Source organism: Mycolicibacter acidiphilus (genome assembly GCF_018455725.1).
Classification (GTDB): Bacteria; Actinomycetota; Actinomycetes; order Mycobacteriales; family Mycobacteriaceae; genus Mycobacterium; species Mycobacterium acidiphilum.
Map to the genome: position 1 here is coordinate 115354 of NZ_JAHCLR010000014.1, position 7514 is coordinate 122867.

Consider the following 7514-nt stretch of genomic DNA (forward strand, 5'->3'; position numbering starts at 1 on the left):
TCACCGTGCCACCGGGGCCAGTGCTTCGGGGCTGCAATACCGGTTCTCCGCCCGGAACATCTCCACCGCGGCCACCCAGGATCTCCCGCCGGCGGTGACCCGGACCGTCGTCTCGCCGATCTGCTCGATGCACACCTCGACCGCGTCCGGCGGCGGCGGTGGTGTGTCGGGCGGTGCGACGGTGATGACGGTGGCCGGGCGCGGTGATGGCGCGACGGTGCCGTCCACCACGCTGACGGTGGTGCGCGGTGCGGGCCGCGCTTCGCCGGCGACGGTGAGCTCCGGCATCCGCACGCCGGCCCAGCGCTCCGGGTCGACGGTGTGCACGCAGACCCGTTCCCCGGCGCCGACGGTGCGGATGATGATCCGCTTGACGATCGGATCCTCAGCGGCGATGAACACCCGGCTCAACTCGCCGGAATCGGTCAGCGGAACCATCAGCCGGTCGCCGTTGGCGAGCTTGCCGATCAGCACCCCGGACGGGCCGAGCGCGACCGGAAGCTTGACCGGCAGCCGCTGGGGCGCCAGCCCGCGCACCCGGGGCCGCGGCGCGCACAGCCCGCCCGCCAGCGCCGCGGCCTGTTCGCCGTGCAGTCGCCGCAGGACCACCGCCGGCGGCGTCGGCGCGGGTTGCGCGGTCTGCAGGGTGACCGTGACGGTGCCGGTCCCGTCGGGAAACACCGTGATGTTCTGCAGCACCCGGTCGGCGGGCAGCGTCCAGGCCTGGGCGAGCAGGTGCGCGGTGGGCCGACCGGCCGCATAGGTGTAGCTGGTGACCCAGCCGCCATCGCTGCGCAGCGCCCGCCAGCGCTCCGCCCCGGCCTGCAGCGCCGCACCGCTGAGACGCCGGTCCAGTTCGACCAGGTCACCGGCGGTGGCGACCCGGGTGCGCAGCCCGTCGCAGCGCAGCGAACCCGCGACCTGCTGGGCCACCGCGACCGCGGTCGCCCCGAGCGTGCTGCGCCAGCGCAGTGCGGCGGTGTTGTCGATGACCCGCAGCCGCAGCACCAGCCAGGTGTCGCGCCGACCCGCGTACGGCGGGGTGCCGATCTCGGTGTCGTAGACGCGCGGATAGTCGCCGGCGGTGGCCCGCCGCGCGCCGACGCTGACCACGCTCAGCGATTCCAGCGTCAGACCCAGCGCATGGTGCAGCAGCGGCAGCAGGGCGGCCACGTCGACGACGTTGTCGGTCGTCACGTTCACCGACCCGGTCGCCACGGTCGCGGCGTGGGCCCGCCCCAGCACGTGCACGGCCGTCACCGCGACGCCGTCCTGAATCCGCACGCCGCCCCCGGCCCGGTTGTTGGCCACCGTGATCGGTTCGGCCCAGGCGGTGTCCGCGACCCGGCCCAGCCGCAGTCGCAGCACGGCCCACGACCATGCCGGCTGCCCCCACCACGGCACCAGCGTCAGGATCAGCGCGGCCAGGACCGCCAGCGAGCATCCGATCGGCCCGCCCACGGCCCAGCCCGCCAGAGCGCACCCGGTGATCGCCAGCCCGCAGCGCAGCCGCCGATCACTGGTTGCGGGAAACCCGGACAGGCGGGGGTTCATCGGGTGGCCCGCCGGATCCGGTCGGTGATCGCGGTGCCGACCGCGGCCAGCGCCACGACGCCGAGGAACCCCAGCGCGACACTGCGGGCCCGGTGATCCGGCGGCGGTGGGGGCGGCACGGGGTGGAGCACCCGGGTCTCGGCGCCGGGTGCCACGCGATGGCCCGGGCGGACGTCGAAGGTGAGCGCCGCGACCGGGTCGACAAGGCCGTAGCCCACCCGATTGTCGACGCCGGCCGGGGGATTGTGCGCGGTCTGCACGATCCGCTCGATGACCTGGTGCGCGGTGAGGTCGGGGTACTTCGCCCGGACCAGGGCAGCCACGCCGCTGACGTAGGCGGCGGAGAAACTGGTGCCCCAGAACGGTATTGCGGGTTCGCCGGCCCGGGGTGGCGGGTAGGCGTTGACCGGTCCGCCGCCCTGCGGGGAGAGGCCGAGGATCTGTGTCGCGGGTGCGGCCACCCCCACCCAGGGTCCGGTCATGCTCTTGTCGAGCGGTGCGCCGGTCGTGTCGACCCCGCCGACGGAGAGCACGTAGTCGGCGAACCACGACGGGCTGGAGATCACCCGCACCTGATGCCAGTCCCGGGGATCGCCGGGGTCCAGGGGGTCGAACATCGGGTTGTTCGCGCAGCCCGCCTCACCGACGTTGCCCGCAGCGGTCACGATCACCGCGTCTTTCACGGTCGCGGCGTACCAGAGGGCGGCGCCCAGCGTCTGCTGGTCGACGGTGGCACCCGCGGGGGTGCAGGACGTCACCGAAATGTTGATCACCTTGGCCCCGAGGTCGGCGGCGTGCACGACGGCCTTCGCCAGGGTGGCCAGCGTCCCGGCCTTGACCTGCTCATCGGCGGTGAATCCGGCCGGCTCGAACGCCCGGGAGGACTGCCGGATCGAGATGATCCGTGCGTGCGGCGCCACCCCGACGACGCCGTCGGGTGCGCCGTCGTCGGCGGGTGGGTCCGGCGGCGGTGGCTCGGGCACGCCGGCCGGCGGCGGGAACGCCGGAACCTCCGGCATCGGCCGGGGCATCGGTATGGCGCCCTGCGGGGCGGCGGCGATGATCGACGCCGCAATGGTGCCGTGCGCGTCGCAGTCCTGCAGCCCGGGCGGACCGTCGGCGCCGCCCGTGAGGTAGTCGCCGCCGGCGATCACCGGCAGCCGCGGACCGGGTGTGACGCCGGTGTCGATGACGGCCACGGCCACCCCGTTGCCGGTGGAGTACCGCCAGGCGTCGGCGATGCCCAGCAGGTCGAATCCCGGTGCGAGCCGGGCGGGGTCGGGGTCGGCGACGGTGATCGGGACGCTGCAGGAGTTCGACCGGCGCAGCGGTCCGTCCGGGCCGGGTGTGCCGTCCGCCGGGACCAGCGCGGGGTCGACGGACGGCGGGTCCAGCGCCAGCGCGATCGGGGGGCAGTCGACCAGGCCGGTAAGCAGCGTCACCGCGGTGAGAGCGGCGGCGCGGGCGCCCAGCCGGCTCAGTTGCGGACCCACTCGAACAGCCCTCCCAGCCAGGCCCCGAGCACCCCCACCGAGACGAACGCCAGTACCTCCAGCCATTCGACCGTCAACCGGATCCACGGCACGAACCTCGTGTCGGGCACCAGCAGACCGGCCGCCAGACCCGAACCGGCGAAAACGACCACGGCGACGGCGGGCCACAGGAACCCGGCCGGGGAGGTGGCCGGTGCCGTCAGCGCGTACTCGGTGATCCCGGCGAGCACCGCCGCGCACGCCCCGCCGACCAGCGCGATGGCCTGCGTCCGGGCGGCGAACCCACGCCCCTGGGTGAGGAAGATCCCGGCGACCAGCCCGCACAGCAGCACCGCGGCGGGCTGCCAGGGGCCGGCCGGTGTCAGCACCAGCCACACCGCGACCGGCAGGGCCGCCGCGATCGCCACGCAGATGCCGACCTGCACCGCGTTGACCAGTCGGGCCGAGGCCGCGACCGCCGCGCCGCGCGCGGAGACGTCGACCAGGTCGTCGTCCTCGTCGGCCGCGCCGGCGACCGGGGCGACGGTGTCGGCGGGCATGCCTGCCCGGCGGGCGAACAGGTCCCGGCCGGTGATCGACCCGAAGTGCGGCGGGCGGACCCGGGCCACCCACAGTGCGATCGTCGGTGCCGTCCGCACCAGGATCAGCAGGCCCAGCAGCAGGCAGATGCCGAGCACCCGTTCGCCCACCGGGTGCCACATCCGGGCCGAACCCACCGTCGCGCCGAGCCCGCACGCGGTGACCACCGCGGTCGCCACCGCCGCCTGCGAGCGCAGCAGCAGGCTGAGCGCGCCGGCGCCCAGCGCCAGCACCGTCACCCCGATCACCAGGTGCGGTGCGCCCAGCGGACCGGGTGCCGCGCAGAGCCCGGCGCAGGCCAGCGCGACCGCCGCCGGCCACCCGAAGCCACCGATCAGGTCGGTGCGTGCCGGCCGGGTCCGGTGGGCGACGCCGGCGCCCAGCGTCAGCAGCCCGCCCAGCCCGATCAGGACGGCGGCCGGGGCGAGACCGTCACCGGCGGTGCGGGCGCGGACCGCCAATCCGGCGACCAGCAGCACCGCCGCAGCAAGCAGTGCGAGCGCGGTGTGCGCCGCGGTTCGCGCGGTGACGGCAGTGAACATCCGGTCGGTCTCGACGTGCAGCAACCGGGCGACCGTCTGCTCGTCGGCGGTGTGGCCGCAGTCCGGGCAGCGGATCTCCGGCCGGGCGCCCAGTCGGCGGCCGGCGGCGGCCAGGGCACTGGACAGCGACTCGTACTGCGGCTCGAACGAGTCACCGCCGGCCGTCGGGACCAGGACGAGGGTGTCGCCGTCCTGCACCCCCAGGTCGTCGAGGCTGCGGCCGATGTCCAGGCGCACGCCGTTCACCCGGTGCAATTCATAACCGCCGGCCGGCAGCGTGACGCCGTCGAATCCGTGCTGCTGCAAATCCTCGTCGAGCAGTTCCACCATTCCCTCGAAGAACTCCTCGACCGGGATTCCGGCCGGGAACACCTGCGACACAAGATGTTTGTCGTAGGCAATGGTCACCGCGCAGCGCGCCGGGAATGCGACCTTGGCCGTCGTCGCGGAGGACACCGGCTAGGCCCTTTCGCTGTCCGGCACGTATTTGTCGGCCAACCCGGCGGTGATTTCGAACAGCCGCAACCGGGCCTTCTTTCGCACCTCGTGCTGAACATCGATGATGCCGCCCTTTGCCAGGTGCGGGTCGAACGGCATGACCTCCACCGTGGCGCCGGTTTTGCTGAACCGTTCGGTCAGGTAGGCCACCGCGGAACTGTCCGTGACGTCCGCGGAATGGTTCAGGATGACCGTCCCGCGGGACACCAATTCGTGATAGCCCTGCGCGGTGAGGTAGTCCACCGCGCGCAGCACCGGACGGGATCTGTCCGCGGTGATGCCGGCCACGAAGACCAGCGTGTCGGTGTTCTCCAGCACCGGTTTCATGACCGGATGCTCCAAGTCGGCGGCCGTGTCGATGACGATCACACTGTGGGTCCGCCGCAGCCTGGACAGCACCCCGCTGAACATGGCCGGAACGAGCGGCCGGACCTGATCCGAGGTGCGGTTCCCGGCCAGGACGTCCAGGCCGACCGCATTTTGCCCGAGGTGTTCGCGGATATCGGAGTAGCCCTGCACATCGGTGTCGCTGAGGACGGCCGAATAGTCACCCGGGGGATGCTCGTCGATGCGGTCGGCGAGCGTTCCGAAGCCGGGGACCACGTCAATCGCGATCACATTCTCCGGCCGGCATTCGCGGAAGACGCTGCCGATGGCGGCGGTCAATGTCGTGGCACCGGTGCCGCCCTTTCCGGAAATCACGGTGATCACGTATTGACGGCGAATGTGTCGACGAATTCTATTCCGCAGGTCGCGGTAATGCCGTTCACGTCTTGATTCGCCGGGGTTCACGAGCTTTCCGGTGGCGTAATACAGCAATCTGCGCCAGCCTGAACTGGGCGGAATCTTCCTTGGCGCGGCGAGATCGGAAATCCGCATCGAGTCCGAAACGGAATCCCGGTGGCCGTGGGCGGACGCTGAATCGCGTCGCCCGAACATGTCTCCGTCGGGCATATTCGGCCTATTCCAGAGGCTGGTCACGGGCGTGATGCTAACACGGCCGCGGATAGCGTGTTTACGCGCTTTGTTGGGCTTTGAGGAAAGGCCGACTGCTGAATTCATGGTTACCCCGCCCGCCGATGTGAATGCCACTCGTCGGCGCTCGGCATTCGGTCCAGCAGACGCAGGATCGCGTCGGCGACAACGGTTCTGGTGCCCGGGGAGATGACCTGATACCGCCGGCCGCCGGTGTCGACGCTCGCCACGCAGAGCCGGCCGGCGGGGGTGTCGACGAGCGCCACCGCGGTGTCCCCGACCGCCATCCGGGCCAGCCGCTCCGGGCCGGCACCGGGCTGCAGTGCGACGACGCCGGTCTGACCGGACAGTCGCGGGTCCGCGGCCTGCAACAGGATGTGCAGCTGATCGACGTCGATGCGCTGCGCGGCCAGGTGCTTCCGCAGGCTGTCGGGATCGCGCACCTGCTCGAGCAGCTCCCCGGCGTCGAGCGTGACCGGTCGCAGGGGAGCGGCCCCGATCACCCCGCACAGCCGCTCGATCTGACCGGCGACGAGCTCACTGGCACCGGCCCGATCGGTGGCGGTGCCGGCCGGGTACAGCCGCACCTGCCGGTCGCAGCGTTCGAGCACCACCCACCAGGACGCGAACCGGCAGAGCGACACCCGGGTGGCGGTCTGCGGGTCGGCCGGCCCGGGACGGTGCCGGTGCACCAGCAGCGCCAGGTCGCGGCGCGCGATCACCGTCAGCCATTCCCGGATCATCGGGTCCACGTCACCCGCCGGGTCGAGGGCGCCGACGGCGGTGAGTTCGGCCGCGATCGGATGCCGCCGGGCCCGGTCGGCGGTGTCCAGTCGGGGCAGCAGCGGCCGCAGCCCCAGTTCCGGGCAGAGCTGCTCGATCCCGGACACCGCCTGCAGCACCCACAGGCCGTCGAGCGTCGTCGTCAGCATGTCGTCACCGAATCCACTGTCAGAACAGGCCGCTGATGGCCTGATCGGTGGCGATCGCCCCGTCCAGCACCGCCGATGTGGTGTGGCCGTGCTGGCTGACGGTCTCGATGAGGCCCCGCAGGCCCGACAGCATCTGCTGCTGCGCGTCGAAGAACCCCTGGGCACCGTGCCCACCGAAGTACTCGCCGAGCGCGGTGGTGCGCTGCGTGACGTCGTCGTGGATCTCGTGGAGTTGGCCGGCCCGGCCGGCGACGTCGGACGCGAAGTCGGCGATGGTGCCGGGGTTGTAGGTGATCATGTCTCCGGTCATGGGAGCACTGTCCTTTCGTAGCGGGTGACGGGTTCAGGCGGTCGTGCCGAAGAGGCTGTGGAAGGCGTGCTCGGAATCGGACTCGTGCGACTCCATCAGGGCCGCGGACCGGTTCAGGCCCTCGGCGAGCCGGGACCCGCCGATCAGCACCTTCTGCAGGTCGGCGTGGATCTGCTCGACGGTCGCGTAGGAGGCCTGCACGCCCGCCCCGGCCCAGCTGGAACCGCCCATCACGTTCTCCTGGTTGGCCAGGTAGCCGTTGGCGATCGCGGTGGCGTGCTCCATGTCGCTCTGGACCGCTGCGGCTGTGCTTCTGAGCACCTCGGGTGTCACTACGATGGTCGCCACTGCGCCCTCCTCCGGTTGTCGGCCGCTCCGGTTCGGGCGGCGTTTCGGCGAAGTGTATGGACTTCGCGCGAGGCTGTCGATTCACCCTGTGGATAACCGAATAGCCTTGTCAAGCAGGGCTTTTCACGACGTGAGCGGTGCCGGGCGCGGCGGCTGCACGCACCCGGGCGGTCCGGCCGGCGGAGTGCGGGATCGGCGCGCCGCCCAGCCCGCCGGGGCTGGTCACCGGCGGCCCCGCCGCGACGCCCGGGGCGGTGCCGGGCCGCAACCCCACCGGCCGGCC

General features: G+C 72.2%; 7 protein-coding genes. All 7 read right to left on the reverse strand.

Features of this window, described 5'->3' with window-relative positions; translation table 11 throughout:
• The 7 genes from eccE to KIH27_RS09545 all read right to left on the reverse strand — a co-directional run bounded on the left by eccE (position 1) and on the right by KIH27_RS09545 (position 7231).
• A complete protein-coding gene (gene eccE, locus KIH27_RS09515) occupies positions 1–1554 on the reverse strand; it encodes a type VII secretion protein EccE (RefSeq protein ID WP_214092689.1) in 1554 nt (517 codons plus the stop codon).
• Positions 1551–3047: a type VII secretion-associated serine protease mycosin gene (gene mycP, locus KIH27_RS09520; protein WP_214092690.1), complete on the reverse strand. Its 1497-nt coding sequence runs from the start codon at positions 3045–3047 to the stop codon at positions 1551–1553. The genes eccE and mycP overlap by 4 nt, the downstream gene beginning before the upstream one ends.
• Positions 3032–4624: a type VII secretion integral membrane protein EccD gene (eccD, locus tag KIH27_RS09525; protein ID WP_214092691.1), complete on the reverse strand. Its 1593-nt coding sequence runs from the start codon at positions 4622–4624 to the stop codon at positions 3032–3034. Before eccD ends, mycP begins: the two co-directional genes overlap by 16 nt.
• 3 nt (positions 4625–4627) lie before the next feature.
• A complete protein-coding gene (locus KIH27_RS09530) occupies positions 4628–5647 on the reverse strand; it encodes a MinD/ParA family ATP-binding protein (RefSeq protein ID WP_214092692.1) in 1020 nt (339 codons plus the stop codon).
• Between the two features lie 83 nt (positions 5648–5730).
• Positions 5731–6573, reverse strand: a complete 843-nt coding sequence (locus KIH27_RS09535; RefSeq protein WP_214092693.1) for an ESX secretion-associated protein EspG — start codon at positions 6571–6573, stop codon at positions 5731–5733.
• 19 nt (positions 6574–6592) lie between these two features.
• Entirely contained in the window at positions 6593–6883 is a 291-nt protein-coding gene (locus KIH27_RS09540; RefSeq protein WP_214092694.1) for a WXG100 family type VII secretion target, read from the reverse strand.
• 33 nt (positions 6884–6916) lie between these two features.
• Positions 6917–7231, reverse strand: a complete 315-nt coding sequence (locus KIH27_RS09545; RefSeq protein ID WP_214092695.1) for a WXG100 family type VII secretion target — start codon at positions 7229–7231, stop codon at positions 6917–6919.
• Positions 7232–7514 lie beyond the last annotated feature (283 nt).